Below are 305 nucleotides of genomic sequence, written 5' to 3' on the forward strand. Positions count from 1 at the left end.
TTCTAAAATGAGCTTCCGGGCTTCCCCTCCTATTTTTTCAAGGTTGGAATATTCCTTTCGATCCAGATCTCCAAGGAGGTTTTCCAGTTTTTCATCTAACCCATTTTCTTTAAGAAAACTTCTGAAAGCTTCAGCTGTAGTAGCAAAACCATTCGGAATCCTCACTCCATGTGAAGCAAGATCGCTATACATTTCTCCCAAAGAAGCGTTTTTCCCTCCTACTACAGGAACATCCTTCATTCCTATCTCTTCGAATTTCCGTATTAGCCTATTCATATCGAATGCATTTTAAAATTAATACTGAA

Annotated in this window: 1 protein-coding gene; it reads right to left on the reverse strand. The window is 38.4% G+C overall.

What is annotated here, in order from left to right; genetic code table 11:
- On the reverse strand, positions 1-276 hold a 276-nt coding region (locus HC175_RS22645; protein WP_317172400.1), incomplete at its 3' end, for a PEP/pyruvate-binding domain-containing protein.
- Positions 277-305 lie beyond the last annotated feature (29 nt).

The sequence above is a fragment of the Salinimicrobium oceani genome (assembly GCF_012037645.1).